28 protein-coding genes are annotated in these 25,859 nt (G+C 47.7%); 18 read left to right on the top strand and 10 right to left on the bottom strand.

The window, feature by feature from the left end; all coding sequences use genetic code 11:
* Positions 1–30: 30 nt before the first annotated feature.
* From OXH18_RS06950 to OXH18_RS06940, 3 genes are read left to right on the top strand one after another with little or no spacing between them, the layout of a single operon-like run.
* The gene (locus tag OXH18_RS06950) at positions 31–669 is read left to right on the top strand and encodes an SRPBCC family protein (RefSeq protein WP_268611752.1); all 639 of its coding nucleotides are present in this window, start codon (positions 31–33) and stop codon (positions 667–669) included.
* A 1-nt stretch (position 670) separates the two neighbouring features.
* Positions 671–1,480, top strand: a complete 810-nt coding sequence (locus tag OXH18_RS06945) for an SDR family oxidoreductase (protein WP_268611751.1) — start codon at positions 671–673, stop codon at positions 1,478–1,480.
* A gap of 3 nt (positions 1,481–1,483) precedes the next feature.
* Positions 1,484–3,208, top strand: coding sequence for a hypothetical protein (locus OXH18_RS06940; RefSeq protein ID WP_268611750.1), 1,725 nt, complete (start codon positions 1,484–1,486; stop codon positions 3,206–3,208).
* Positions 3,209–3,336: 128 nt separating this feature from the next.
* Here OXH18_RS06940 and OXH18_RS06935 read toward each other — a convergent pair whose 3' ends face one another.
* Positions 3,337–3,699 carry a VOC family protein gene (locus OXH18_RS06935; RefSeq protein WP_268611749.1) on the bottom strand — a complete coding sequence of 121 codons (363 nt, stop codon included), beginning with the start codon at positions 3,697–3,699 and terminating at the stop codon, positions 3,337–3,339.
* 76 nt (positions 3,700–3,775) lie between these two features.
* On the opposite strand from OXH18_RS06935, the gene fabG reads away from it, so the two are divergent.
* Both fabG and OXH18_RS06925 read left to right on the top strand, forming a co-directional pair.
* A complete protein-coding gene (gene fabG / locus OXH18_RS06930) occupies positions 3,776–4,471 on the top strand; it encodes a 3-oxoacyl-ACP reductase FabG (protein WP_268611748.1) in 696 nt (231 codons plus the stop codon).
* Positions 4,472–4,595: 124 nt separating this feature from the next.
* Positions 4,596–5,357, top strand: coding sequence for an amino acid ABC transporter ATP-binding protein (locus OXH18_RS06925; protein ID WP_268611747.1), 762 nt, complete (start codon positions 4,596–4,598; stop codon positions 5,355–5,357).
* Positions 5,358–5,401: 44 nt separating this feature from the next.
* Here the strand turns inward: OXH18_RS06925 and OXH18_RS06920 are convergent, their stop codons facing one another.
* Positions 5,402–5,995: a 5-formyltetrahydrofolate cyclo-ligase gene (locus OXH18_RS06920; RefSeq protein ID WP_268611746.1), complete on the bottom strand. Its 594-nt coding sequence runs from the start codon at positions 5,993–5,995 to the stop codon at positions 5,402–5,404.
* Between the two features lie 72 nt (positions 5,996–6,067).
* Complete coding sequence (locus OXH18_RS06915) at positions 6,068–7,069, bottom strand: adenosine deaminase (RefSeq protein ID WP_268611745.1); 1,002 nt, start codon at positions 7,067–7,069, stop codon at positions 6,068–6,070.
* A gap of 108 nt (positions 7,070–7,177) precedes the next feature.
* On the opposite strand from OXH18_RS06915, the gene OXH18_RS06910 reads away from it, so the two are divergent.
* Entirely contained in the window at positions 7,178–8,341 is a 1,164-nt protein-coding gene (locus tag OXH18_RS06910; RefSeq protein WP_268611744.1) for a phosphoserine transaminase, read from the top strand.
* 527 nt (positions 8,342–8,868) lie between these two features.
* The gene (locus OXH18_RS06905; RefSeq protein ID WP_268611743.1) at positions 8,869–9,114 is read left to right on the top strand and encodes a hypothetical protein; all 246 of its coding nucleotides are present in this window, start codon (positions 8,869–8,871) and stop codon (positions 9,112–9,114) included.
* A gap of 165 nt (positions 9,115–9,279) precedes the next feature.
* On the opposite strand, the gene OXH18_RS06900 is transcribed toward OXH18_RS06905, so the two are convergent.
* Entirely contained in the window at positions 9,280–10,725 is a 1,446-nt protein-coding gene (locus OXH18_RS06900; RefSeq protein ID WP_268611742.1) for an aminotransferase-like domain-containing protein, read from the bottom strand.
* 298 nt (positions 10,726–11,023) lie between these two features.
* Here OXH18_RS06900 and OXH18_RS06895 point away from each other — a divergent pair, with 298 nt between their 5' ends.
* From OXH18_RS06895 to OXH18_RS06870, 6 genes are all read left to right on the top strand, one after another.
* Positions 11,024–11,224, top strand: coding sequence for a hypothetical protein (locus OXH18_RS06895; RefSeq protein ID WP_268611740.1), 201 nt, complete (start codon positions 11,024–11,026; stop codon positions 11,222–11,224).
* A gap of 80 nt (positions 11,225–11,304) precedes the next feature.
* Positions 11,305–11,604, top strand: coding sequence for a hypothetical protein (locus tag OXH18_RS06890; protein ID WP_268611738.1), 300 nt, complete (start codon positions 11,305–11,307; stop codon positions 11,602–11,604).
* 91 nt (positions 11,605–11,695) lie between these two features.
* Positions 11,696–12,223 (top strand): DinB family protein, encoded by a 528-nt coding sequence (locus OXH18_RS06885; protein WP_268611737.1) that lies wholly within the window; start codon positions 11,696–11,698, stop codon positions 12,221–12,223.
* Positions 12,224–12,391: 168 nt separating this feature from the next.
* On the top strand, positions 12,392–12,904 hold the full coding sequence (locus tag OXH18_RS06880) for an inorganic diphosphatase (RefSeq protein WP_268611735.1): 513 nt from the start codon (positions 12,392–12,394) through the stop codon (positions 12,902–12,904).
* A gap of 408 nt (positions 12,905–13,312) precedes the next feature.
* Positions 13,313–14,266: an MBL fold metallo-hydrolase gene (locus OXH18_RS06875; protein WP_268611734.1), complete on the top strand. Its 954-nt coding sequence runs from the start codon at positions 13,313–13,315 to the stop codon at positions 14,264–14,266.
* 80 nt (positions 14,267–14,346) lie between these two features.
* Entirely contained in the window at positions 14,347–14,463 is a 117-nt protein-coding gene (locus OXH18_RS06870) for a photosystem II protein Y (protein ID WP_268611733.1), read from the top strand.
* A gap of 128 nt (positions 14,464–14,591) precedes the next feature.
* Here the strand turns inward: OXH18_RS06870 and hppD are convergent, their stop codons facing one another.
* From hppD to OXH18_RS06850, 4 genes are all read right to left on the bottom strand, one after another.
* Positions 14,592–15,683, bottom strand: a complete 1,092-nt coding sequence (gene hppD / locus OXH18_RS06865; protein ID WP_268611731.1) for a 4-hydroxyphenylpyruvate dioxygenase — start codon at positions 15,681–15,683, stop codon at positions 14,592–14,594.
* Positions 15,684–15,739: 56 nt separating this feature from the next.
* Positions 15,740–16,456, bottom strand: coding sequence for an SDR family oxidoreductase (locus OXH18_RS06860; protein ID WP_268611729.1), 717 nt, complete (start codon positions 16,454–16,456; stop codon positions 15,740–15,742).
* Positions 16,457–16,547: 91 nt separating this feature from the next.
* A complete protein-coding gene (locus tag OXH18_RS06855; protein WP_268611727.1) occupies positions 16,548–17,348 on the bottom strand; it encodes a hypothetical protein in 801 nt (266 codons plus the stop codon).
* A gap of 214 nt (positions 17,349–17,562) precedes the next feature.
* Positions 17,563–18,360: a WecB/TagA/CpsF family glycosyltransferase gene (locus tag OXH18_RS06850; RefSeq protein WP_268611726.1), complete on the bottom strand. Its 798-nt coding sequence runs from the start codon at positions 18,358–18,360 to the stop codon at positions 17,563–17,565.
* Positions 18,361–19,087: 727 nt separating this feature from the next.
* On the opposite strand from OXH18_RS06850, the gene OXH18_RS06845 reads away from it, so the two are divergent.
* Positions 19,088–19,540 carry an ATP-binding protein gene (locus OXH18_RS06845; RefSeq protein WP_268611725.1) on the top strand — a complete coding sequence of 151 codons (453 nt, stop codon included), beginning with the start codon at positions 19,088–19,090 and terminating at the stop codon, positions 19,538–19,540.
* Here the strand turns inward: OXH18_RS06845 and larC are convergent.
* Positions 19,537–20,997: a nickel pincer cofactor biosynthesis protein LarC gene (larC, locus tag OXH18_RS06840; RefSeq protein WP_268611724.1), complete on the bottom strand. Its 1,461-nt coding sequence runs from the start codon at positions 20,995–20,997 to the stop codon at positions 19,537–19,539. The genes OXH18_RS06845 and larC overlap by 4 nt on opposite strands.
* 79 nt (positions 20,998–21,076) lie before the next feature.
* Here larC and OXH18_RS06835 point away from each other — a divergent pair, with 79 nt between their 5' ends.
* The 4 genes from OXH18_RS06835 (at position 21,077) to OXH18_RS06820 (ending at position 25,146) form a co-directional block, all read left to right on the top strand.
* Entirely contained in the window at positions 21,077–21,745 is a 669-nt protein-coding gene (locus OXH18_RS06835; protein WP_268611722.1) for an L-threonylcarbamoyladenylate synthase, read from the top strand.
* 452 nt (positions 21,746–22,197) lie between these two features.
* Positions 22,198–23,511 (top strand): HetZ-related protein, encoded by a 1,314-nt coding sequence (locus OXH18_RS06830; RefSeq protein ID WP_268611720.1) that lies wholly within the window; start codon positions 22,198–22,200, stop codon positions 23,509–23,511.
* Between the two features lie 323 nt (positions 23,512–23,834).
* Positions 23,835–24,473 carry a histidine phosphatase family protein gene (locus OXH18_RS06825; protein WP_268611718.1) on the top strand — a complete coding sequence of 213 codons (639 nt, stop codon included), beginning with the start codon at positions 23,835–23,837 and terminating at the stop codon, positions 24,471–24,473.
* 298 nt (positions 24,474–24,771) lie between these two features.
* Complete coding sequence (locus OXH18_RS06820; protein ID WP_315874684.1) at positions 24,772–25,146, top strand: phage holin family protein; 375 nt, start codon at positions 24,772–24,774, stop codon at positions 25,144–25,146.
* A gap of 10 nt (positions 25,147–25,156) precedes the next feature.
* Here the strand turns inward: OXH18_RS06820 and OXH18_RS06815 are convergent, their stop codons facing one another.
* The gene (locus OXH18_RS06815) at positions 25,157–25,621 is read right to left on the bottom strand and encodes a nucleoside 2-deoxyribosyltransferase (RefSeq protein ID WP_268611716.1); all 465 of its coding nucleotides are present in this window, start codon (positions 25,619–25,621) and stop codon (positions 25,157–25,159) included.
* Positions 25,622–25,859 lie beyond the last annotated feature (238 nt).

The raw sequence follows: 25,859 nt of genomic DNA, 5'->3' as shown, positions 1-25,859 counted from the left end.
AATCTGATACAATTGGGCGGAAATTATTCTATGGGTTGGTCAAACTCTATGCCTGGTATGCGCTTGCGGAAATCTATCTATCTAGGAATGAGCAGCTTAGCCGTGATGGTGTGGTTAACCGTTGCGCCAATTTCCTCAGCCGTTGGGGGCGATCGAATCATTCATCAACCCACTGAACAATTACTGGCCTTGCAACCAGGGGAAGTGTCGGTTAGCGGTGAATCTGGGCAGTATGTAGGTCAAGTGCTGGCAACGGGGTCGGTGGAGGCGGCGTGGGCTGCTTTGACCGACTATAATAATTTCGCCTCGTTTTTTCCAGACGTGGAAACAAGCCGGCTTCTAGAGAGCAATGGTAATCAGAAAGTATTTGAACAGGTCAATGTTGTTCGCGTGTTTCCGTTCACTCGCCGCACTCGCGTGGTCATTTCTGCTACTGAAAGCTATCCTCAACAAATTTCCTTTAATGTCATTGAGGGCGATGTCGAGTCGCTGCAAGGCGTATGGCAACTTGAGTCTGTCGGCTCTAATCAAGTTTTAGTTACTCATCGCGTGTCGATCGATCCCGGTTCATCGCCTACACGAGATTTGTTTTTCAACATCTATAAAAATTCACTAGACGATACAATGGCGGCCTTGGGGCAAGAAATTACGCGGCGATCGGGCGGGTAATATGAATGATACTCGGCGACATGCAATCATTACCGGCGGTTCTAGCGGCATCGGCAAGGCCACAGCTAAGCTTCTGGTGCAACAGGGTATGAATGTATCGATCGTTGCCCGCGATTGTGCCAAGTTGGAACAAGCAAAGGCAGAAATTCAGCAAGCTGGACGAGCACACGTGGTGGCACTATCAGCAGATGTCTCCGATCGACTTCAGGCAGAACAGGCAATCCATGCAGCGATTGGTCAATTGGGTGCTCCCAATCTGCTGATTACCTGTGCCGGAATTGCTCATCCTGGTTACTTTCGGGAGTTGCCGATCGAAATCTTTGAGCGCACAATGGCAGTGAATTATTTTGGGTCCCTGTACTGCATTCGGGCAGTGCTACCGCTGATGGAACATCAGCGCCACGGGCACTTGGTCATAGTATCGTCGGGAGCCGGACTGATTGGCATTTATGGCTACACGCCCTACTGCCCGAGTAAATTTGCCTTGCGCGGACTGGCAGAGTCATTGCGGGGAGAACTGAAGCGATCGAATATTCGCGTGTCGATTGTCTATCCACCGGATACCGATACGCCACAGCTAGCCGCAGAGAACCAAACCAAACCACCGGAAACCAAAGCCATCACCGCCACTGCCGAAGTTTGGAATGCAGATGCAGTAGCACGAGCAATTCTTGCTGGCATAGAAAAGGGTGCGTTTGCCATTACACCAGGACTGGAAATGTCAATTCTTGGACGCTTTCACAGCTTAATTGCACCAGGGTTGCAATGGTATTTCGATCGCATCGTTGTTAAAGTTACATCAGGTCGGTAAACTGTGTGTGATTCGATACAGTCTCCACTACGATCGCAACTGTGGCTAGGCATGAGTTTGCTGAGTCCATTGTATTTCGGCTTGATTTCACTACATTATACGCTTAGCTATCCTTATATTGTTCAAGATGATGCTCGACAACATGTGGTTTGGCTTCAGCGATTTTTAGATCCAACTCTATTCTCCAATGATTTAATTGCCAATTACTTTCATACCGTTGCACCAAGTGGTTATCAGTTTGTTTATTGGGTATTGGCTCAGCTTGGCATTGAACCGATCGTCTTTGCTAAGTTTTTACCGATCGGTCTGGGATTGATTGCCACAAGTTACTTTTTCCATCTCTCGTTGTTAGTTCTGCCAATTCCATTCGCCGCATGGTTGAGTACTGTGTTATTTAATCAGCAGCTTTGGCTCAACGACGATCTAATTTCAGCCACACCTAGAGCTTTTGTCTATCCTATCTTTGCTGCTTTTTTATATTATCTACTGCGAGATTCATTCATTCCTTGTCTAGTTACCATTTTGCTTCAGGGGCTATTCTTTCCGCAGTTCGTGTTGTTAGAACTTGCTGTTTTGACAGTACGATTGTTTGAATGGCAAGATCGATCGCTTCGATTGACTAAAACTCGCGCATCCTATCTTATTTGGGGTGGTGGGCTGGTGGTTGCAGGTAGCGTCTTACTGTCCTTTGCTCTGCGGTTATCTGACGTTGGCCCGGTGATCACCGCTGCCCAAATGCGATCGATGCCTGAATATAACGTAGGCGGGCGCAATCAATACTTTGGCGTCACTCTATTTCAATGGATATTTGATAGCTCTAGTGGGTTGGAACTTCCCCTGTTTCCTTCGATCGTTTGGCTAGGATTTGCTCTACCGTTTCTGCGGCGATCGTCTTTCGTCATGCGATACCCAAGCCACTTCAAAATTCTGTGGCAAGTGTTGATTGCATCCCTAGGGATGTTCAGTTTAGCTTCATTGCTACTGCTGAAACTGCATTTTCCCAGCCGCTACACTTATCACACTTGGCGTTTTTTGTTGCCGATTGCCACTAGCATTGTCTTAACTGTGCTGTTGACTTCAGGTTGGCGTTGGTGGCGGCGGCACCGCATCCGGCGATCGCAATTCAATCTCCGCGAGATAGTACTCATCGGCATTGCAGCATTGCTGATAATGGCTGTAACCGTTGTACCCGCCATTCCACCGCTATTCTTCAAATTCCAGGGTTGGCACAGGGGGCATGTCCCCGATCTGTATGCCTATTTATCCCAGCAGCCAAAAGATACCTTGATAGCATCGTTAGCACCTGAAGCCGATAATTTGCCTGCTTTTGCGCAACGATCGGTCTTTGTAGGGCGCGAGTTTGCTTTGCCCCATCATCCCATCTATTATCAACAAATTCAACAACGCCTGACCGATATGCTTCGCTTACAGTACAGCAGTAATCTATCAGAGCTACAACAGATTATCACAACCCACGGAATCGATTTTGTGCTAATTGAAGCACAATCTTTCTCACCAGCATATCTATGGCAAGACTGGTTAATTCATAGCTCAGTTCGTGATCTTGTTCAAACGATCATCACAGAACTAGAACAGGGTAGAATTCCAGCACTAATCCAAACGATCGATCACTGTTCGGTATTATCAACTCAGGATTTAACGTTGCTGAATGCAGACTGTTTGCAACATGACGATCGGTCGTGGATCGATCGTAGATCAATCGGGTGAATAACAAGGACTGAAACCCGTCAGTGACTCTGCTCTAACCATTGACTCGCCTCTGGAACGGTTGCCCGTCTAGCCCTCACCCCCAACCCCTGCTCCCTGTTTGGAAGAAGGGTGCCGGATGAACAGTTTCACACCTGGGTTATCTCAATCACATTACCATCGGGATCTTGGGTAAATAAAGCTGCGCGACCTGAAGCACTAAGCTGTACCGGATACCCATGCGCAGTTAAATGAGCTTTGGCTGCTTCTAAATCGGTTACGCCTAGCGCAAAATGGGGGTTGCGTCCCCACTTTTCCGGGTTGGAAAACTCGCAGCGGTAGCCCTTGTGTACAATCAAATGCACTTGTACCTCTCCAAGCTGATACCATACCCCAGGATATTTTAAAGACCGATCGACCTTAGATAACCCCAAGACCCCGCCATAGAACTGCTCGGCTTGCTCTAAATTAGAGACCAAAATGGCTGTATGGAGATAGCGACTCGTTTGCATCACTCAACACCCAACCTTACGCTTCCCCTTTATCCTAATAGGCAGAGGACAGATTAAAACCATACAGGGAGAATGCATGAACGGTAAACAGGTTTTGCTGACAGGAGGTACGGGTGGATTGGGGTTGGGTGTAACACCCGCGGTATTAGAGCGGGGAGCCACTGTTACCCTCCCGTACATTGATGTTCGCAGCGTTGATCGCCTGAAAGGAACGCTTTCCTATCATCAGCTATCGAGGGTGCGGTTTGTGGAAACCGATTTGACCCGTGAAGCCTCGATCGAAGCTTTAGTAAATGGCATGGAGCGAGTGGACGTATTAATTCATTTGGTGGGTGGTTTTTCGATGGGCAAGACCCACGAATACAGCTACGAGCAGTGGCAAAACGATATTGAACTGAATCTCAACACCACCTTTTTGGTCTGTAAGCACAGCCTCAGACGGATGCTAGAGCAAGACTATGGGCGGATTGTCACCATCGGCTCTCGGGGGGCAGTGCAACCGGGTGGCCAACTGGCAGCCTACTGCGCTTCCAAAGCAGGTGTTGTGGCCTTGACTCAGGCGATCGCAGATGAAACGAAGGGCACCAATATTACTGCTAATGTAGTGCTGCCGAGCGTGATTGACACCCCTGCAAACCGGGCCGCCATGGGTGATCAAGGGGCAGATCAATGGGTGAAACCAGAGTCGCTGGCGCAGGTCATTTGCTTTTTGGCCTCAGAAACCGCTAAAGATGTCCGAGGGGCGGCTGTGCCTGTCTACGGAAATATCTAACTTTAACTTTGTCATGGTTTGGTAGGGAATTGCGTAAACTATCGTATTGGCCGATCGCGCAGCTATCGCTTACTTTTATGATTAACTCGTTAAGATGAATCAACTCAGCATTGCAGCTTAGACGATGGATATTCCGGTTCCGGCAATTGTGTTTGACCAAGTAGTCAAAAACTTTGGGGCATTGCAAGTACTGAAAGGCATCAGTGGTCATGTCAATTCTGGTGAAGTGGTAGCCATTATTGGCTCGTCTGGATGTGGCAAAAGTACGTTGTTGCGCTGCTTTAACCGCCTAGAAACAATTAACAGTGGGCAACTTTTGGTGAACGGCATCGATTTGTCTCATCCGGCTCTAGCCCCAAAGCAATTGCGGCAACTGCGGGCTAATGTGGGGATGGTGTTTCAGCAATTCAACCTGTTTCCGCATATGACCGTGCTGGAAAATTTGACTTTGGCTCCTCGCAAAGTTTTAGGACAGTCAGATAAGGAGAGCACCCGGTTGGGCAGGTTTTATCTCGACAAGGTTGGTTTGTTACCAAAAGCGGAAGCCTACCCCGATCAACTCTCGGGTGGACAAAAACAACGAGTTGCCATTGCCCGATCGCTATGCATGAAGCCAAAGATTATGTTGTTTGATGAGCCGACCAGCGCCCTTGATCCGGAACTGGTTGGGGAAGTGTTGGCAGTCATGCAACAACTGGCTGAAGAAGGAATGACGATGGTGGTGGTGACGCACGAAATGCAATTTGCGCGGGAGGTAGCCGATCGGGTTTTGTTTCTCAATCAAGGTCAGGTTGAGGAAGAAGGCCCCGCCCGGCAAGTGTTAGATCATCCGCAAAGCGATCGACTGAGAGCATTTTTGAGCCGGATGTCGTTTGCTAGAGCGTAGTGCAAAAAGGCGGTGTTCTCAACCTAGGAATAGCAGAGACGTTTCTAGTTGGGAGGAGCGGGGGCGGCTTGAATGATTCCTGTTTCAGTGCAGACGGCTGTTAACGGGCGATCCCAGCTATTGATGGGCAACGCGGGCAAAAAGGCAAAGTCGAACGTGATGCCGATCGTTGGTTTGGTTGCCCAAGTTGGGTTAACTAGTAAGCGATCGTAAAATCCGCCACCATACCCAAGTCGATACCCCCGCCGATCGCAAGCGACCGCAGGAACAAGAATCAGATCCACGTGAGCCACGTCAATTGTTGGAGCGGTGGGTAATGGCTCTAAAATCCCGAATCTTCCAGGCTGTAAGGGTTGATTGGTTGTCCAATAGTGCCAATCAAGGGTCTCACCCACACAACGAGGAAAGCCCCAGCGTTTCGGTAGGGTAAACAGCAGGCTTAGATCCGCTTCGCGGAAGATACTAAAGTACGCTAATACTGTCTGAGCTTTCATGAAGCTGCTAGCGGAACTCAAATGCTCACAGATTTTTTGGCTTTTTTGTTGCCAGTCTTCGGTCGATAGGTTCCGACGCAGGGAGAGCAACGATCGGCGTAACTCGGTTTTCTCATCAGCAGAAACAGATGTGAAATTGTTCACTGTCTCATCTCTCGCACTTTATTCATTGTTGACTTTGTTTATTGTTGACTGTTTGGTGTTAACTAGATTCAATTATTTCTTGCCGATTGCCTCCAGTTGTTGCAAGTAGGATTGTTTTTGCAACTCATCTAAAAATGCAGCCTGAAAGGAATTTTGGGCCAGTTGTAGTAAGTCGGCTTGGCTTAGATTCAGTGCCGATTGCACTGCTTGATAATTTTCTAGAATGTAGCCACCAAAGTAGGAGGGATCATCAGAATTGACCGTGACGCATAGCCCCCGATCGAGCAGTTGCTTGAGGTTATGGTCAGCCATTCGATCGAACACACACAGCTTAATATTAGACAGCGGACAAACAGTGAGAGGAATTTGAGTTTCCGCTAGGTAATCCACCAGCGCCGGATCTTCAATACAGCGAACGCCGTGATCAATGCGCGAAACTTTCAAGAGCCGAATCGCTTGCCAAATATACTCTGGCGGGCCCTCTTCTCCCGCATGAGCCACCGTTAAAAAGCCTTCTTCCAGCGCTTTCTCAAACACGGCTTGAAACAGCGATGGAGGATAATCTAGTTCGGAGGAATCGAGTCCCACCGCCACGATCGTGTCTTTGTAGGACAGAGCTTGGTGCAGTGTGTCCATGGCCGATTCCGGACTGAGATGGCGGTTGAAACACATGATCAACTGAGACGATAGCCCCAGTTGCGTCTTTGCATCGGTCAGGGCCCGCACAATACCATCGTGCACGGTTTCAAACGCAAGACCGCGATCGGTGTGAGCTTGGGGATCAAAGAAAATTTCGGTATGCTTCACGGTTTGACTCGCCGCTTTTTGCAAATAGGCCCAGGTCAAATCATAAAAATCTTGTTCAGTGAGCAAAACGCTCATACCCGCGTAATACAAATCCAAAAACGATTGCAAATTATGGAATTGATAGGCCGATCGAATCTCGTCTACTGAACCGTAGGGCAGTTGCACATGATTGCGCTGAGCCAAAGCAAACATCAACTCTGGCTCTAGAGATCCTTCAATGTGCAAATGCAGTTCTGCCTTGGGGATATCATGGATGATTGGCATCATACGTCTATCGCTGATCAGGACGACTAAAATAGAACCCTAGTCTTTTCTAGTTTCGTTTAATCATCCGGTCTTTGTGCTCACCGTTCAGTTATTGACTCTACCAACGCTATGGAAAAACCGTTAAACCGTCCCCAATCCAGTCATTTTTCGTCGGGGCCATGCGCCAAACGACCGGGCTGGAGTCCTGAAGTCTTAAGTAATGCGCTTTTGGGTCGCTCCCATCGCTCCAAAGTGGGAAAAGCCCGCATTCAGGAGGTAATTACGCGCAGTAAACAACTGCTGGGCATTCCCGAAGATTACCTCTGTGGCATTGTGCCTGCTTCCGATACGGGCGCAGTGGAAATGGCGATGTGGTCGCTGTTGGGGGCACGGGGCGTAGACATGGTGGCCTGGGAAAGCTTTGGCCAAGCCTGGGTGACAGACGCCCAAAAGCAATTGAAATTGCCCGATTGTCGCACATTTCTCGCCGACTATGGAAAACTGCCTGACCTGTCGCAGATTGATTGCGATCGCGATGTTGTCTTTACCTGGAATGGTACAACGTCTGGAGTACGGGTTCCTCATAGTGAGTGGATCAAAGACGATCGGCAAGGGCTAATGATTGCTGATGCCACGTCGGCTGTATTTGCCATGGAAATTCCCTGGCACAAACTGGACGTAATTACCTGGTCGTGGCAAAAAGTGATGGGTGGCGAAGCGGCTCACGGCATGTTGGTTCTCAGTCCGCGTGCCGTCGAACGCCTCAATACATATGTGCCGCCCCGTCCGATTCCCAAACTGTTCCAACTCACTAAAAAAGGACAGGTGAACCTCGGCATTTTTGAGGGCGACACAATCAACACCCCTTCGATGTTGTGTGTGGAAGATGCGCTAGATGGACTGAAGTGGGCTGAAAGCATTGGCGGACTGTCGGCCTTGATGCACCGATCGCAAGCCAACTTCAACGCGATCGCCGCCTGGGTAGAGCAAACCCCCTGGGTCGATTTTCTAGCGGAAGTGCCGGAGACTCGCTCCAACACCTCAATTTGTTTAAAAATCGTCGATCCTTGGTACACAGAACTCTCTAAAGACGATCAGGCGAAAGGCGCTAAAAAACTAACTGGGCTGTTGGACAGCGAAGGGGTCGCCTACGACATTGCCTCCTATCGCGATGCCCCTCCGGGAATTCGCATTTGGGGAGGAGCTACCGTAGAAACCGCCGACATTGAAGCACTGTTGCCCTGGTTAGACTGGGCCTTTGCTGAAGTGAAACAGATCATGAAAGCAGATTAGCGTCAGGGCGATCGGTCTTGTCGGAACAGGTTGCCAATTGTCCTGATGAAAAACAAACTGCACATGAGCTTGGTCGATCGCCAGATAATCCTACGCGGATCTAGGCTTCCTTGATGAATTAGGATGCCCGTAAAGATTGTGGTGACTTTTCAATGACCATTGAAGTAAAAATTAAAATGACCATTCCTTGAAGAATAACTGAATCATGGATTAACCAGATTCGAAGAACTTCGATCGAATCGTTCAAAAATAACTTGATTATTGAATGACAAAGTGATAGCCTCAGAAGTCGAGGCTATCTTTTCCTTCACAGAAAATAGCTTCAGCAACAACGTAACTACCTAGAAGCTAAGTTCTAGGAGCGCTGATTAGGGAAGCTAGCAACAACCCTAACCAGCTAACCTTAAACCGGAGCGTGACCGGTCTAAGGCTAGAAGAGATTATCTCATCTAGCTGACAGATCTTGCTGCAATGGTGAATCGAATTTGGCTTCTAGTTTCCTCATCTGAAACTAGGAGTTCTGAACTATGGCTGACTTCATTGATATTTCATCGGGAGACGCACAATCGATCAGAAGCAAGCGCCGCGCCGTCAAAATTCTGATGATTGGACAACCCGAAGACGTAGAAGCCGAGATTGCCCACCTGTATCACTGTGGCTATTGTCGGGTGGAAAACTGGTCACGGGCCTTGCCCTATGCCCAGATTCAGCAAGCCACGGTGCGAGAACCCGGAGAGATTATGCGCATCTATAAACGCTATGTCGATCGGTAAGAGGTGAGCGGGAATGGGGAGTCGGGAAATGCCGGATATTCTTCCATCTCTGTCAAACAGGGGTTCCTTGCCTTAGTCACGATCATTGCAACCCCTACTCTCACCACCCAACGATCGCGCTAGAGCAAAGCCTGTATCGACGCTGAGTCAACCCGTGCTAGGTTGTTAAGTAGCCAATTGTTGTTTTGCTAAAAAACCGACAGTTTTTACAGCTTGATGTACCTGCTCTGTCCAGACAATGCCCGCATTCAATCGCAAACAGTTGCGGTAGGTTCCAGAGGGCGAAAACATGATACCAGGAGCAATACTAATACCATGCTGTAATGCCGCTTCATACAGTTGCATTGAGTCAAATTCATCGGGCAACTGTAACCACAGCACATATCCTCCAGCCGGACGCGATACTTTCGTTTCTGCTGGAAACCACTCATAGATAGCCTGCGTCATGTTGTTGATTTGTGATTGATACGCCCGCCGCAACTGTCGCAAATGTCGATCATATCCGCCCGTACCCAGAAACGCTGCAACCGTGAGTTGACAAGGCATCGTCGTTGTCCAATTCATGGCCATCTTCAACGTCTCGACTTTGGTTTGATGTCGCCCCGGCACACACCAACCCACTCGTATCCCTGGTGACAATGTTTTGCTGACCGATGCACAGTACAACACGCTGCCACGAGTATCAAATGCCTTAACCGCTTTGGGGCGCGTGCCCTCAAAATACAACTCACCGTAGATATCATCTTCCACCAAGGGCACATCATAGCGATCGAGCAGTTGCAAAAGCTGCTTCTTTTTGAGATCACTCAAAGAACTGCCCAACGGGTTGCTGAAATTAGAGACGAGCAAACAAGCCGCGATCTGGCGTTGAGCCAAGGCTACCTCTAGATGCTCTAAAACAATCCCGTCCTTGGGATGAGTAGGAATTTCTAGCGCTTTCAAATGCAACGATTCCAGCGTTTCCAAAAAGCCGTAATAGGTCGGAGATTCGATCGCCACCGTATCCCCCGGTTGAGTAATCGCCCGCAAGCACAGAAAAATAGCTTCGGCTGTGCCATTGGTAATCACAATTTCCTCCGGGTTCATCGAACATCCCGCATCCATCAACCGCTTCGCCACTTCGTAGCGCAACTGCTCATAGCCTTTAGAAATGTGATACGAGTGCGCCAGTGCTGCCTGTGCCCGTGTCACTTGACTCATCAACCGATTCAGTCCCGCAATTGGCAACAGTTCTATACCCGGAACCGCCGCCCCCAACTGTATTTTTGTTGGATCGCGCATCTCATGACTCACTCGAAACGCCAGTGACACTTCCATTGGATAGGTTGACTTAGGCAGCACTAACTGGTTTGGCTCCTCTGGGCGTTGCCATTGAATGCGCTTAACAAAATATCCCGACTGTGGGCGCGCCTCAATCAAGCCTTCATCCTCCAAGATGCGGTAGGCCTCCAGCACTGTCGAAATGCTGACCGATAGCTGTTGGTGTAGCTTCCGCACCGACGGCAATCGATCGCCCATTTTTAAAGTTCCTTCTGCCATCAGGCCACGCATCCGATTGGCGACTTGTTCATAAAGCGGCTGATCTACAGCATCCACTAGCTTAATTTTCATCTTGCCCCCACTCGGTGAATTCATTTTGCAGATGACCCATACAGCTACCCCCAATCAAGACCATAACAGTTGCAAATATTAAAACTGTGTTCATAACAATTTAGCTCAACTGCATCTGTTCTGCTCAAGACTTCTTCAAGACAATAGAAACATCCACCCAGAACAGTCACTAGGCATTGAGTTCTTGCTATTCTTCATTTCCATCAATTTTGCTCATGGAAGGTATCTATCAGAGTTTTTGATCTTCCATGAAGGAATTCTTAAATTGAAGGTATCAGCAATCAAGCAGGAGGAAAAAATGATTCAGTCTTCTTCTCAAACCCCAATCTATCGTCATGAACCGTCCTCTCTGGCGGCTCGAATTCTACAAGTGTTGAAACTATTTTGGCAATTCAGCAATTTCTATGGAGAATACAACTCACGGCCACCCTCACAACGGCGCAAGTTCGTAAGCCAGCTTGATTCAATTGATGCATCTGCTATCCGTTCAACGAAGTAACCAATGGCAGCGATCGATCAAGCGGTTCCCTTCTCAACATTGCCATTTATCCCCGCCCTTTTTTGCAGGAGATTGCTTCCATGAAATCCTATGATTATTCACGATCGAATTATGTTTTGATCTCTTCTAAAGAGCTGGACACATTTATTGAGGACACTCAAGCTCGCCAACGTCAATTCTCCCTTCGTCGATCGTTTGAACGCATCTGGAACCTCCTACTGTCGGCATTTGCTGAGTCTTCCGAGCCGAAGATCTATCAAAAGCACGATCGGGATGGCAATGTGTATTTCAAGGTCTATGATCCAGTCACGCATCAGACTGAAATTCTAACCACTGAACAGGAAGTACGAGTGTGGCTGGATCAACGCTATTATCAATAACTCTTTACTCTAGATCGAGGGCAATACTCCCTCGATCTTTTGTTTAAACTTAGCTGAGCCATAGTAAACCGACCCCAGCGATGTTCAAGCAATGTTAGAGACTAACTACTATGAAATTATGGCTGCGTATAACGCCTGGATGAATCAAAAGTTATACGAAATTTGCGCAAAGATTCCAGATGAGAAACGCAAAGAAGATCTCGGCGCATTTTTTAAATCAATTCATGGAACATTGAATCATTTGTTAGTAGGCGATCGAATTTGGATGGGTCGCTTCACTCAACAACCGGTACCCTACACAATTAAGCAAGAACTTTACAGCGATTTTGATGAATTACGCCATCAACGACAGTTGACGGATCAAACAATCACAAATTGGACGAAATCGCTTTCTCCAGCATGGCTGGCACAACCTTTCACCTACACCAGCAATCTAGACAAAAAACCTCGGACCTTGCCAACTTGGCTGCTGGTGACACATCTGTTTAACCACCAAATCCACCATCGCGGACAACTAACGACATTGCTCAACCAGTTAGGCTATGATTCAGGCGTGACGGATCTGCCCTGGCTACCAACTCTGCACGCAATTTTTGAGGAAACGGCTACTGTCGAATAGATTGGTCTGAGTGAGTGTGACGAAAACTGTTCCACATCTTCTCTTACAATGCTAGTCGAGGGAACGGCCTCAATCTGAGCAAGATACCGGCATCGGTGTTCAGACCTGGTGTTCAGATCACGCTGTAGTTTGGGCTGTATCCTCATACTGTCAATTTGGAGAAACGCTGTGGATTTATCGCTCATTCCCCCTCAGCCAAAAGCTGGTGTTGTCAATGTCTTAATTGAAATTCCGGCTGGAAGCAAGAATAAGTATGAATTCGACAAGGATATGCAAGCGTTTGCGCTCGATCGGGTGCTCTATGCGTCTGTGCAATATCCGTATGACTATGGATTTATTCCTAACACGTTGGCAGATGATGGCGACCCGCTCGATGGCATGGTCATCATGGATCAACCAACCTTTCCAGGGTGCGTGATTGCAGCCCGTCCAATTGGCATGTTGGAAATGGTAGACAGTGGCGATCGCGACGAGAAAATTCTCTGTGTTCCTGCAAAAGATCCTCGCTATGCAGATGTGAAATCGCTTAAGGATATTGCCCCCCACCGCCTTGAAGAAATTGCCGAGTTTTTCCGCACTTACAAGAACCTAGAGAAGAAAGTGACTGAAATATTAGGGTGGAAAGACGTAGATCAAGTTACACCACTGGTAGAAGCCTGTATTCAAGCTGCCACAAAGTAATTGTTGCTTGAGTTAAACAACACGCAATGATTGGCATTGAGATGCAAAGATGAGAGCGGACGATCGGTTCGCTCTTTTTTGCAACATCACTTTGTTTAACTTGCCAAAACTTTGGGAAAAATACATTAAGCGAGTAAAAAATTCTGGACTGGGTTGAAGCGATGGAATCCCCAAATCGCGTTCTAGCATTTACTGCTGCTGAAATTCTCTACTTTTTACTTATTTCATCCGGTTCAGGTCAGTTTTCAGCGAAAATTAACCAATTAAGTTCATTGTTTAGCGCACGAGCCGAGCAATGGACTGACTCCCCCAACCACATCATTAAACCTACAGCAAAAATCTTATTATCTTATTAGTTCTATTAATACAACTACAATAATCAATTAATAAGGGTTCAATCCATCAGCAATGCCAGGTTTTGACTCCTCTGAAATGAACGTGTTGGGCAATCCCGCGAAGGGTCATCCGTCTACTGCTAGCAATAACGTTCCCCCGTTTACGGTTCGGTTTTGGGGTGTACGAGGCAGTATCCCCACCCCTGGGCTAGAAACGGCTCGCTATGGTGGGAATACCGCTTGCGTAGAATTACAGGTGGCAGGTAAGCGGCTAATTTTTGATGGGGGTACCGGATTGCGAGTATTGGGGCAGCACTTAGTACATGAGATGCCCGTTCAAGCCCATCTTTTCTTCACCCATACCCATTGGGATCGCATTCAAGGATTTCCTTTCTTCATTCCAGCGTTTATTGAAGGTAACCAGTTTCATATTTACGGGGCCGCGGGGCAAAATGGTGCCTCGATTAAGCAGCGCTTATGTGAGCAGATGTTGCGTCCTAATTTTCCGGTGCCGCTACAAGTGATGCGATCGACTCTGGCATTTCATGATATTTCTCCTGGCACGGTCATTACGTTGGATGATGTGGTGATTGAAACCATCTCTTTGAATCGCCCGAATCGCGCTCTGGGATATCGCGTTAGCTGGAACGGATACTCGGTGGTTTATGCAACTGACACCGAGCACCTACCGAATCCGCTCGATCAAGGGTTGTTATATTTGGCCCATGAAGCAGACTTGCTGATCTATGATGCTGCTTATGCCGACTATGCCTACTACGATCCAAAATCGATCGCCAACCAACAGCCGGCAATTTGGTATGCCGGAATCGAAGTGGCGATGGCAGCCAAGGTAAAGCAAATTGTATTGTTCCACCATGATCCTGCCCATGAGGATGATTTCCTCGACCAGGTTGAAGCTGAAGTCCAGTCCTGTTTTCCAACGGTTCAACTGGCTCGGGAAGGAATGTTGCTTCAAGTTGGCCAGGTTTGCAACGATACTGAGAAATGGAATGTAGCAGGGGACTAGAAAATTCAGCCAATTCGACGCAAAATAAGTATTAAATATGAGAGCAATTCACAAATCTTTATTCGGAGGTTCTTATCGCTATGGATTGGAGAGTCTTAATTGTCTTATTGCCTGTGCTCTTAGCAGGTGGCTGGGCGCTTTATAACATTGGTCAAATTGCTCTAAAACAAGCCCAAGCGTTTCTTAACAAGAACTAGGAAGAGCTTGGAACCAGAGATGAGCCTGTCTTTGTCTAGCTAGCTGATTACAGATTAACCAACAAGCAATCAACCGATCGTCCCGTCCCAACAGCAGGCGATCGGTTTTTTGGCTGAGTCAATCTCACCTACAACTTTCCCCGTTTCATTTGCTCCCGCTCGATCGCTTCAAACAAGGCTTGAAAATTCCCTTCACCAAACCCCTGGGTCTGCTGATAGCGATCATGATCTCGATATAGGCGACGCTCAATTAGTTCAAAGAAGAAGGTAGGTTGTTGAAAAATTGGTTGGGTAAAGGTTTGCAGAAGCAATGCCTGTGGAATATTGGCTGGCCAATCGACCAGAACTTCTTGAGTCATTACCGCCTGCCATTCTTCAGGTGAAAGCGAGAACCCGGGACGTTGACGCAGTTGTTCGTAATAGCTAACTGGCACAGATAAGCAGGAAAGCCCCTGATTTCGCAGTTGCGCGATCGTCTGCAAAATATTTTGAGTTTGTAGGGCAATGTGCTGTATTCCGGCCCCTTGATTTAAATCTAGAAACTCCTGAATTTGCGAACTGGGAGATCCTGGTTCATTGATGGGAAATTGAATTCGAGCGTTGGGGTGGGCCAATACTTGACTACAGAGGGCCGATCGATCGGTACGAATGGCGAAATTTTGCTGGCGCTGGAACCCAAAGAGCGATTCATAATACGTTAACGCGGCATCTAGTTCGCCAACCCCCACATTCAAAACAACGTGATCAATGGTCGTGAAGGGTTGCACCATTCCAGCCTTGGAATTGGGACTAGCTGCGGTAGCACTGGTTGCCTCAATCACCGTGTGAAGTAGATCTCCCCAGCCTCGAATTTGCACACTTCTTTGCCCACCTGAATCGGACACAGAGGACACGAGTGCTCCGATCGCCTGTGCTGCCTGTAAGACAGTGTTTAGGTCAGCCACTCGAAAGGCGACATTTGCCACACCAGGGGGATGCTGTTGCAAGTAGTTAGCAACGGCACTATTCGCTGTCAAGGGGGCAGATAGCCGAAATGAAATGTCGCCGCTCTCTACAATTTCAGTGTGCGTGTCCGATCGCATCCAGCGACCGACCCATTGAAAGCCAAGCACTTGAACAAACCAACGTCGCCACGCTTCTGCATCTTCGACATAGAAGTGAACATGATCAATGCTTATGGCATTAATCGTGTTTAAGTTGTGCTGATTGCAAGCCATCATGTCGTTTCTAGGGAGCAAGTACGGTTGGAACTCGTAGATCCCAATCTTTCTCTAGCCTAGAAGAATAAGTGGCTTTCTGGCTGAATATTCACCTCTAAAGGAACAGCTTGGGGATCGGCCGCCAGCGCAAACAAAATGGCATCAGCGGCTGTGTCAGGACGCAGCATCTTATGGCGATCGACCTTCAAACTGATGTTGTCCCAAAACGGCGTATCAACGCCGCCCAAATAAAATAAGGTAAATTTAATACCAAAGCGCTTCAGTTCATCGGCCATACACTTGCTGAAACCCACCACTCCATATTTAGAGGCACAGTAGGCAGAAGCCATGGCCATGGGATGTTTACCAAGAATGCCAATCACATTGCAAATGTGACCCGATTTCTGCTCTTTCATAGCAGTTGCCGCCGCTTGGCAAGTATAGAAGCTACCCTTTAAATTGACATCCAGCATGGCATCCAAGTCAGACGCTTCCACCTTGTTGTACGGCTTCAGAAGGCCGATACCAGCCGCATTCACCAAAACATCAAGTCTGCCAAAGGCATCCAGAGTGGCTTGCATGAGGGCTGCAACAGACTGGGGTTGCGTAATATCCGTTGGCACCATCAGTATTCGATCGGGGATACTAACCGCTACTTGATTGGCTAAAGCTGTAAGCCGATCGGCGTCTCGACTGGCTAGCACTAAACGTGCCCCCATCGGTGCCAGTTTTCGCACTACCGTTGATCCAATCCCCCCGGTCGCACCTACCACCACAACCACCTTATCTTGCATTGTTACATTTCTTTACACAACTCTTTTATCTTACTGTTCCTGCTTGTCTTCTCCAAGGTGGTGATTCAAGCAATCCAAGCGATCGTGCAAACTAGGAGGGACGAATGATGGCAATCGCTTTGTTCGCACTTGTGGGGCAGTAGCGATCGGGTGGGTAGTGATCAAAATGGCGATAGATGACGGTGGCTTTCCCCGTTCGGTAGGAAAAAAATTCGACGGCCGCTTGTCCGTTCGCTAAAATCCTAGCCTTTGCCGCTAAATCTTTGATCGGTTGTTCTACTTGCCAGTCACAGCGTGCTTGGACTGGAATTGCCTCAATCAGGTGATGATGTTGCCAACGGCTGTATTGCCCCAACGCGCCAAATTCTTGAAACTCGCGATATAGCAATGATGCCACTACAAACGAAACGGGCGATCGATCGCCTTCAACCGCTTCCATTACATGCGGTAGCGCTTCTTTAGGTTTGGGGGGATGCTTCAGTCCATTGCTCATCTGTATCGCCTTCTCTAGGTGTGCTGTTGTACTCGATCGTTCAGGAATTGCGAATGTAACACCCACCCCGTCCTCTGCTAAGCGATACAAAAAACTGACCAAGCGCATATCTGTTTTTAAACGTAAGCTCGGTAGCTTCAGCAGGGCAGCCCCTGGGTTAATTGGACTGATAAACCAAGTGTTATTGCCTGAAGCTTTTGATCGTTCCTCAACCGACAAGCCGCCAAAAGTGAATACTTCACTCAAATCCACTAGCAATTCTGGCTCTGGCCAATCCTCTGTGGCTGCCAAGGTTGCCCAGGTTTGAGTGCGTCGTTCGATCGCCGCTAGGGACAGCGTGGTTTGAATATACTGTCTAACTTTTTTGAGTGCGTCTAACGAAAATCTTTGAACTGACATGAAGTAATCAGGGCAGAACGCTTGAATATTGACAAAACCGTTCTAGCCTGATCTAGCATTCCCTAAAATGTTGATTTAATCTCGTTACTCTCCTGCCCTAATAAAAGAACCTGAGTTGACGAACCAGTCAAGTACAACTCAGGTTCAGCTATGAGCACTGCAATAGCAAAGCTTAATCAATGGGGTCTAAATGGGGGTTAGATGACCAACGGGCTTATGCTCCCTTGATAATTGTTTTATATTTTGAACGATCGGACTCTGTACTATCAAAGGGATTGACATAGAGCTTCATCGCCTGCATCAGTAAAAACCAGAAGAACGTCGGGCCTTCGAGAAGGTAACGTCTCCACAAGCGCCGTGGTTCTGATACCAGGCGGTATAACCACTCCAAGCCCATTTCACTAATCCATTTTGGAGCACGGGAAACATTACCTGCTTCAAAATCGATTGTGGCTCCGATCGCCATGAAGATTTTGATGTGCTTAAATTGGTTCTTATACTTATGAATAAATTTCTCTTGCTTGGGTGCACCTGCACCAATAGCTAAGACAGTAGCGCCAGATTGATTAATCATCTCAATTATCTGTTGGCACTCTTCTTCATTACGTTCAAACCCAAATGACGGCGAGTGAACACCAATGACTATATCGCGCCCAACTTTGGCATTGATTCGCCTTTGAGCTTCGGCCGCCACCCCTTCCTTAGCTCCTAACAAAAAGATTTTTACGTCTTCATTATGCTTATGGTATTGATAGAAGGCAGGAAACAAATCCGAACCAGAAATTTTTTCTACGATCGGGCGTCTTACCAGTTTCAGTGCATAGTAGATGATTTTACTATCGCAAGTTCGATAATCTGCCGCCATGTAGGCCTCAAAAAACTCGCGATCGCTCTGTAGTTTTACTAGATGATCTACATTAGGTGTAAAGACAACGCCTTGGTTTAGGCTTGCCAGTAACTCTTGCATAGATACATTGTCGATCGCTACATTCAATAACTCAACCTGGTTCATTTGGAGCCATCCCCCCTGGACAATCGCGATAGTTCATTTGACTTGCTCATAGCTGCTTTTGAGTAATTTTGCCTAGTCGCTTTATAAGACTAGTGATAATCGATCGGTTCGCATCAAGTAGGTAACGAGTGATGCCATAGCTGGGGTATTAAGTAGCGAAACGTAACCATTGAAACGGACTGCTAAAACGGACTGCAATTTCCCTGAACTCAAGAGTTTAGGTTGCTCTATAGTGACATGTTTCGATCGCTCAAACCAGTACTTCTACGGGCAGTTCACTAAAACGTTACATCTGTGCCGCCTTTTATGTTGAGAGAGTATATCCATCACTAAAAACCTCTGACGGAACATAGAATGCTCCCATCTCAGATTTGAAGACACTTTACCAGAACTTTACAGATTCATAGGAAAAATCTGTCATTCTTTTTTATTCTTGCCATTATCCTCAACGGTATAAGCTACAGAGCAACCCTCTTTAGGAGGATAGGGGTGCTGTGCTATGATGAAGTCAGCTAAACGGCTTCTTCTGAGGCTCTAGGGCAGAGTTTATGGCTCCGACATAGAGACCTAATTGTTGGTAATGTAAGCTCGGTAGTTCAAGTGTCATTTTTCACAGTGATAATTTGTTCACCCGTTTCTTTAGCGCTCTTTGAGACAGGAAACCCTAATGCAAAGAGTCAGGCTAGAGAATGTCGTTCACATACTTGAAAGCTCTGAGGTTCTCTGAGTGATTGCCATCTCACTGCGTCCCTCTGGGCGTAAATGGGGTACTATAAGCTTTGCTTCGACCCTACACTTGCGTCCAATTCTGGATCTGCTATTAGCAGAAGTTCCTTCTAAGTGGCAAGATGATTTGAGGCTTGGGTTACAGGAGGCCTTGGTTAATGCAGCCAAGCACGGCAATAATCTAGACCCCAGTAAAACAGTTCTTGTTGAGTTTTTTGTTCTGGATGATCAGTATTGGTGGGTGATTGCCGATCAGGGTACTGGATTCTCTCCGGGTTGTTCGTGTTCCTGCAACGTTGAGGAAGCGGAGGAAGACATTAACCAAGTTGGCGAGTGCGGTCGAGGACTGTACATTCTTCATCAGATTTTTGATCAGGTGCATTGGAATAAAAAGGGAACTGAATTGCGATTATGCAAGCAGTTCAAGGGGCGCTTTCGATCGGCTTCCTCTTAAAGATTTTTAGGGATTTGATGCGTTTGGCAGTGGTACCACTGGCATAGAGCTAGCCGGTACACTTCTTGCCAAGGAACTCGACACTCTCTAGCTAGCGTGGCGCAGTCTTCGTATTCAGGCTGTCCGTTGATGATTGGATTAGCACCCCGTTGTGTGATTTTAATGCGTACTTTTCCATAGGGCGTTTCCACCGTTTCAAATTGACGCGGTAGAATGGCTCGCTGCTGCTGTGATCGACGAATGCCCAATGTGGAGGTTTCACGAAACAAAACTGTTTCGCAAGCATCGGTCTGTTGAGGGTGACACACAACTGTCAGCAACACCCCCAATCGCGATTTCTTCATGCCGATCGCCTGAGTGAACACATCTAGCGCGCCGGCCGCAAATAGAGCCTCGAACACGTACCCGATCGCCTGCGGATTGAGGTCGTCGATTTGAGTTTCAAGCAGCGTGATGGTCTCTACAGAAGACGACAGCGATTGGCTGGAATGGAATTCTGAAAAGTGCGGATCGATTGCAGAAGTTGTGGATGCCTGTTTCGATGGCAAAGACTTGATTTCTGCCACCGATTCAAGTGTGCCAATCCACAGCCGCAGCATATTGGGAATCGGTAAATTACGTGACCCCGCTCCTAGCCCAACTCGCTGTAGCTGCATTGCGGGAGGTCGGCCAAAGCTGGTGGCCAGTGCGGTGACGATCGCGGCTCCGGTCGGTGTCACCAATTCTCGATCGATGCCATTACTGTAGATAGGAACGTGTCGCATCTCCAGTAGCTTTAAAACGGCTGGGGCTGGAACAGGTAAGAGTCCATGCGCCGCCCGCACCGTCCCCCCCCCAACGGGAAGCGCCGAGCAATAGAACTGTTCAATCCCTAACCAATCAAACCCTATACAAGAGCCGACAATATCGACGATGGCATCGGTGGCTCCCACTTCATGAAAATGCACCTGCTCTGGAGGAATGCCGTGAACAGCGGCTTCGGCCGCTGCCAATTGTTGAAAAATGTGCAGACTCCAGTTTTTGACGCGATCGGGCAAATCAGCCGCTTGAATCAATGCTTCGATGTCGAGCAAATGACGACTGGTAGAGTGAGAATGCGCGTGGTCATGCCTGTGTTCATACGTAGGATCATGTCCATGATCATGCCTGTGCTCATGAGTATGCGTAGGGATGGAATCAGCCGATTCCGGCAGCGGCGACCCGATCGAGGTAGGATGAGGATGATCATGGGGAGTAGGATGTGAATGGGGAGAAGGAGCCAGATCGACATGAACTTTAGTGGCTTGCAGCCCATTGCGGTGTACTCGTTCTGCCCACACATTGTATTCCTGGCTTATTCCTAATAAACTGAGCTTTTCAACTAAGTACTCTAGGGGAACGCCACTATCAACGAGCGCTCCCAAGCACATATCTCCCGCTAGACCAGTTGGGCATTCTAGGTAGGCTAGCTTTGTCATGGTGGTTGGAGTGGGTTGGGTCTTGAAATTATTCAATCGTGGAATCAGGTGATGTGAGGCTTTGTAGGAGAGAACGGTTATGGCGAGGATTTATCAGCTTCATCCAGACAATCCCCAAGTGCGACACGTTGAAGCCATTCGGGATGCTCTGCGCCAAGGAGCGGTGATGCTTTATCCTACCGATACCGTCTATGCGATCGGGTGCGATCTTCATGTTAAATCGGCTGTCGAGCGAGTGCGTCAAATCAAACAACTCTCTAACGATAAGCCCCTCACCTTTCTATGTTCCTCTTTGTCAAATATTGCCGAATATGCCCAGGTTAGTGATGCAGCCTATCGGTTAATTCGACGCTTAATTCCAGGCCCCTACACCTTTTTACTGCCAGCGACCAAACAGGTTCCGCGTTTGGTCATGAGTCCAAAACGCAAAACCACAGGCATTCGCGTGCCAGATCACACAATTTGTCAAGCGTTGTTGCAGGCATTGGGCAACCCGATTATTTCTACTTCTGCTACGACGATCGCTCAGTGCACTGAAGAGATGCCTCAGATGACTGATCCCCCCATGTCCTCGATCGAGTTATTTGATCAACTCGATAAGCTCGTAGACTTGATTATTGACAATCGCTCTCCGATTAGCTTGCAAGTGTCCACCATTCTTGACTTAACAACAGACCAGCCAACGATTGTTCGTAAGGGACGAGGCTGGGAGGCGGTAGCAGAATGGGTCACAGAAATTGAAGTGTGATGTCGCGCTTTGGTTAAAACAACGGCTAATCGACTGGGACTGAGCCAGATGAGAAATCGTCTACTTCCTAAAAGTGGACAGTTTTTAATTTAAGTAGACAGTTTTTTTAAAAGCCTTGCTGTATGGGGCTTTGTGGGCGCAAATTTTTGTAAAGCTCGATCGCTTTCTCAAGCGAATTTTCGTAGATCAGGAAACCACCTTAAGAACTGACATATAGATCTCTAAACCTACCCGAAGTTTTACGAAGTGCTCTTGTAGGCAGAAATAGAGCAAGTGAAACCAACAGGTGAAGCTAACTCGGACAGAAACAAGTTATTGGGTTTTAAGTTCTATGGCTTCTAAGAAGATTTGAACAAAAACTGCCCAATCTCTAGACAAGGCCATAGGGTCTTGCCAATAATGCCCGAGTCTGTATTTCCCTGTCGATATCGTGCATCACCACAGAGTCAATTATGAATCAATCTGAAAACTCCCACGATGCCCCCAACCCAGAGAAAGCCATGCCTCATACCTGTTCAATCGCAGAATTAGAATCTACCGACACTTCAACAACGGTGCATGAAGCTTTGACGAATGACAACCCAACCGAGGTTTCTTCAGAACAAGCCCGTTCATCGCTGCTGAAGTTAGCCAAATCAATCTTAGTTGAACTTCAAGCTGAGTTACCCGCCTCGTCTGGCGTTGACCAGGTTATGGCTCGAATTGCTACCGAAGTCGAGCGCATTTGCGTTAAAAGCGATCGCATTCAAACTTCAGGTCAAATTGCCTCCTGGCAGTCTACACTGGTGCGGCATCGGCTACAAAAGTGCTTATATTACCATAAACTTGGCTCCAGACGCGGTCGTGTTGAACTGCATAGTCATTTAAGTACAATGGTTTACCGCCATGTCTCACCGGGTCGGGCCCAACTTGGCTTTAGTGCGCGCTACAGCATGGTAGAAGATTTTCTCCAAGGCTTTTATATTGAAGCCCTGAAAGCCTTTCGACGCGAACACCAGCTTGATGAGGGGTATAGCCCACGGACTCGGTTGGAACTCGCCGAATATATGGCTTTTACCGAACATTATGCTAAGCGACGCATCACCCTACCCGGACGACGAAACCAGCAGTTAATTGTGCTACGGGCCCAGGGCTTTGCCAACCGTCAACCTCTAGAAACAACATTAGATTTGGAAATGGCGGTTGAGTCAGCCAAAGGCGAAGACGCTGAAATTCATAGCCGATCGCCAGTAGTACAGCAAGTGCGCGAGCAAATGGTTGCCGACGCTGTTGATCCGGCTGATTCTGTTGTACGCGATCGGGTGATCAATGAACTGGTGGCCTATCTAGAATCGCAAGGGCAAACCGACTGCATTGATTATTTAACACTGAAGCTACAAGATCTATCGGCTCCAGAGATTGATGAAATTTTGGGACTTTCCGCTCGCCAGCGCGACTATTTGCAGCAGCGATTCAAATATCACGTCGAGAAGTTTGCCCGATCGCACAACTGGCAACTGGTACATCAGTGGCTGGGCGCAGATTTAGACCAAAATCTAGGAATGCGACAACAGCAATGGGAAGAGTTTCATCAGCAGCTTTCACCCGAACAGCAGCAGTTGCTGAAACTCAAATCGCAACAATTAAGCGATCCAGAAATCGCCAAAATTCTGAAATGCACACCAAAACAGGTTCATAAACGGTGGGTACGGTTGTTGGAGATTGCCTGGCGTGTGCGCAATAACACAGATGGCAATAGCAAATCGAGCGAAACCGGAAATAACTAAACCGAATCGGGGGACGCTTGATCCGATCTACTGAAAAGTGACTCAATTTGGTGGTGTGGGGACGTTTAGCTAAACGTCCCTTAATTTTTGTCTGCCATTCTGTGGAAGGCGAAGCCTTTACCGGAACTGGCGTAATGAACCAAACGTGCCTTTACTCTCCCTGCCATAGCGATAGACCGAAATGCTAAGCGTAAAACATTGAGTAAGACCCTAAACGTAGTAAAACTCTTAATAGCAAACCCTTCAACAGTTCACTTGTTCTTCCCTGTTCCCTGTTCCCCACTCCCAATTCCCGACTCCCCACTCCCTCATCCTTCTTCCCCATGGCCCTTACTCTCTACCTAATTCGACACGGCGAAACAATTTACAGCCAAACTGGTGGCTACTGCGGCGAGCTTGATCCGGAACTCACCGATGCGGGCAACCAAATGGCATCGGAATTTGCAGCAGCGTATCAATCGGTTCCCTGGCAAGCCATTTACGTTAGTCCAATGAAACGCACGATCGCGACGGCTAAACCACTGTGTGAGGCAATCAGCATGGAGATGCAGTTGCGAGACGGACTGAAAGAAATTCGCTATGGCGAGTGGGAAGATAAAACCAGTGAGTGGGTTAAAGCCCACTTCGCTGAAGATTATGAACGCTGGCTGACGGAACCTGCTTGGAATCCACCTACAGGGGGCGAAACAGCCGTACAAATTGCTAGCCGCGCTTCTGCGGTCATTGCTGAAATTGAACAGAAATACAGCGATGGCAATGTGCTAGTGGTTTCTCATAAAGCGACGATTCGCATTATCCTGTGCAGCCTACTAGGAATTGATCTAGGACGGTATCGCGATCGAATCAGTGCCTTGGCAGGTTCAATCAGCCAGGTCAGGTTTGGCAAATATGGCCCGCTGCTAGAGGTGTTGGGCGATCGATCATACATGAGTGAAGCGTTACGCAACCGTCCTGGAACTTGAAATGTCTAAGCGTATTTCTATTTTTAGGAGTGCTGTTCACGCTAGGGTCATTATCTGCAATCGCCAATATTATCTCTAATGTGGTTTTGATTTGTACACTAAATCATCCCACTGCCTCGGACACCGCCCCAGAGCGAGGAAGATTGAGGAGGCAAAAGACGGATAGTTGCACATCACGTATTCGACCTAAATCCATCCAATGACTGGGTGAGAGCGATGTAGACTCTCACTGTAGAGTGATGCGAAAACTAATATTTTTGCCTTGAATGAAAGGTACGTTTATAAAGAAGGGAAAAATATGCTTAGCTTCTTCCTTACCACTTTAGCAACTGCTCTTAGTTTACTCGTCGTCGATCTCGTCGTTCCCGGCGTTGATATTTATACCTTTCCTGCGGCGCTGATTGCGGCGATCGCAGTTGGTTTAATTAATTCGACCATCCGCCCAATCTTGTCCACCTTATCGCTGCCTTTAAATTACGTAACGCTTGGCGCATTCTCATTGGTTGTTAATGGCATTTGTTTCTGGTTGGCATCTGTTTTGGTTCCTGGTTTTGTGGTACGTGGACTGCTAGCAATCATTTTAGGTCCCGTGGTTTTATCGCTTGTGAATACCTTCCTCACCAAGTATTTTGCTGAGAAAAACTTAGACAAGCGAATTGAAACAGAGGCTTAATTGCAAGCTCCTAGCTCGACTGTAGCCAACGATACAACGCTTTATGGGAAGATCCAATTTCCTCGATCGAGGTATAGTAATGATCTTCCCATGTTGTTTCAGGTAAACCCGAAAAGACCATTAGATTCAGCGGGTATTGTTCACTGTCAGTGCAGCGGCGGAAATCGTCACGGAACAGAAAAATGGCTTTGTTGAGGGCTATGGCTATCCCCAGTTCCACCATTACCCCTTCATCGGGTGGTGTTCCATTGACAATCGCAAATATGCCATCACAGGTTTTCACATCATTCAGGTCAGCTTGCGCCACCTGATAAGCCCAACCCGCTTGCGAGAAGTCAACCTGGTTGTTGCGAGCAAACGGCTCCCATACCTCAGCTCCTAGCTGTTCCAATGCTTGCACGATCGGCGGCAGCAACAACGATCGTTGTTGTTGAGAAAATCCATAAGGATTAGCTAAATACACTCGCTTGAGCACAGCCGTCTCCACTTGCCTAAGATTTTTACTTTAAGGTTCTATAGGTTATCTATCTGTGATGGAGTTGACTGGTTGCGTTGGCGCTACAATTCGAAAGCACTGGTAACTTTCAGCAAAGACCATCGGCGGCAATTTCAAGGAAAAAGCAGGACACCATCGCACAATCAAGGGCTGAACTCTGAAAATCAAGAGCAACGTCAGATCAGACCCTACCCTTCATTCTCAGCTTCCAGCCCTT

The sequence above is a fragment of the Thermocoleostomius sinensis A174 genome (assembly GCF_026802175.1).
In the GTDB taxonomy this organism is placed as follows: Bacteria; Cyanobacteriota; Cyanobacteriia; order Elainellales; family Elainellaceae; genus Thermocoleostomius; species Thermocoleostomius sinensis.
Note: the sequence above shows the minus strand (reverse complement) of the source record. Positions and strands in the feature narration are given on the sequence as shown.